Genomic DNA, 2002 nt, shown 5'->3' with positions numbered 1-2002 from the left:
AAATCTTGAATCAGCGAAAGAGCATGGTTGAACCTGTGTTTTCAGCATTGCGGGGAATTCAGGGTTTGGAACGTTTCCGGCGTAAGGGATTATTAGCGGTAAAGCTCGAATTTACCCTGCATGCAATGGCCTATAACTTATCAAGAGCGGTTGCTCTGATATTATGGATGATTTTCAGTCTATTATTTGTACAAACTAAAATCAGAAAAAGAGAAAATCTGCACGGTGGGATATTGTTGAAAAAAAAATTCCACCCCTTTTGCGACAGCCTCTCAATGCCGGCGATAGCCAAAGCAGTGGCGGCGCACATTAATAGCGAGACTGATAAAAAATAGGCTAGATAACAGAAATGATAGTTATTGAGATAGTTTTATACTAACTATCTCAATAAAATATGACTAAATTTTATTTTGTTGCCACCATTTGGCCAATATAATACCGGCAGCGACCGAAACGTTTAAACTTTCCACCTGACCTGTGCCACCAATACAGAGGTTTATACTGTCTTCCTGCCAAGCATTTTCAGTTAATCCATTACTTTCCTGCCCCAATAGTAGTAACATTTTTTCCGGTAACTCAGCCTTGGCAATATCAATATTACTATTACCTTTATGACTGGATGTCGTAACAATGGTATAGCCTGCATGATGGAATTTTTTCAGTGTGGCAGAAAAATTATCCGATTGGATGCTTTTAATGTACTCGGCGCCACCTGCTGCGGTTCTAACTGCGGAGCCTGACTCCATCGCTGCAACATCATGGAGAATAATGCCTTGTACGCCGAAATGAGCGCTACTACGCATAATCGCCCCTAAATTATGTGGATTGCCAATATCTTCAATAGCTAATACACAATCAATGTTAGTCGACTGGGCTAGATGGGCTTCAGCGTCAAATCCGATCCGTTTTTTAATTAAGAAACAAACACCACCATGATGCTCAGTACCAGAAGCTTTTACTAGCTCTTCTTCACTAACCACATGATAGGCTTTACGGTTTGCCGCCATCCACTTAAGGGCTTCGCGAAAATGCGGGGTAATGGACTGAACAAACCAGGCGCGAACAATGGCTTCCGGGCGATGTTTAAACGTTGCTTGGCAGGCATATTCGCCGTAAATACGCGTCTCTTCTAAACGCTGACGACGAATTTGTTCGGGATCAACCTGGCTTTTACCACTGATACCAGTATGGCTAGTAATAGATTCTTTCCGTTGAGAAACCACTTTCCAGGGATCATCAGTTAAACGTTCATTATTACGATCACTACGGCGTGATGACGATTTTCTATTTTTAGCAGAAAGATGTTTATTCTTTCGTCGATCATTATTTGTGTTGTTTTCGCTATTACGAACATACCTCACTTTTACTTTACCGTTTTTACCGCTATATGAATCGTTCATGAGTGCCTCCAGCCACGTTATGCCAGGCAGATTACATGATGTTAGGATCTAACGCTAATGACTTTTTGTACTTTATCATTAGCACAAGATAGAAGGCCCATTCCCAGTCGAAACGCAACAAACCCATAAAACGTTATGCAGCCATTAGATGGGCTAAAAATACTTCATTTGGAGAAAAATAGCCCAACGATTTTCGTCCCCGAGTATTAAGTATGTGCTCAAGTTCTGCAATCTCGTTGTCCGTGACTGAGTTGAAGTCCGTTCCTTTTGGGTAAAAACGGCGGATAAGTCCGTTACTGTGTTCATTTAAACCACGCTCCCATGAGTGATAAGGCCTGGCAAAGAAGACATTAGCACCGGTGATCTCAGTTATCTGTTTATGCATGGAGAACTCAGAACCGTTATCGGCCGTCAAAGTTTTAAAGTCACAGAAGGTATTTGCTACAATGTCAAGGAAAGCATCTACAACAGTATCAGCGCGTTTATTCGGTAACTTGCGGATAATAATCTGCTTGGTAGCTTTATCCGCTAGAGTCAGTAAGAATGACTTCTGATCTTTACCAAATACAGTATCAATTTCAAAATGACCGGGTTGTTGCTTA

Annotated in this window: 3 protein-coding genes; 1 reads left to right on the top strand and 2 read right to left on the bottom strand. The window is 41.4% G+C overall.

What is annotated here, in order from left to right; genetic code table 11:
* A partial coding sequence (locus CBG25_RS06940) for a transposase (protein ID WP_290605580.1) occupies positions 1-335 on the top strand: 335 nt, incomplete at its 5' end.
* A 63-nt stretch (positions 336-398) separates the two neighbouring features.
* Here the strand turns inward: CBG25_RS06940 and CBG25_RS06935 are convergent.
* Entirely contained in the window at positions 399-1400 is a 1002-nt protein-coding gene (locus CBG25_RS06935; RefSeq protein ID WP_290605578.1) for a tRNA/rRNA methyltransferase, read from the bottom strand.
* Between the two features lie 133 nt (positions 1401-1533).
* Positions 1534-2002 (bottom strand): IS30 family transposase (locus CBG25_RS06930; protein WP_290604496.1); only part of this gene is annotated, 469 nt, incomplete at its 5' end.

The sequence above is a fragment of the Arsenophonus sp. ENCA genome (assembly GCF_002287155.1).
Lineage (GTDB): Bacteria > Pseudomonadota > Gammaproteobacteria > Enterobacterales > Enterobacteriaceae > Arsenophonus > Arsenophonus nilaparvatae.
The sequence above is the reverse complement of the archived record's forward strand: the minus strand, read 5'-3'. Positions and strand labels throughout refer to the sequence as shown.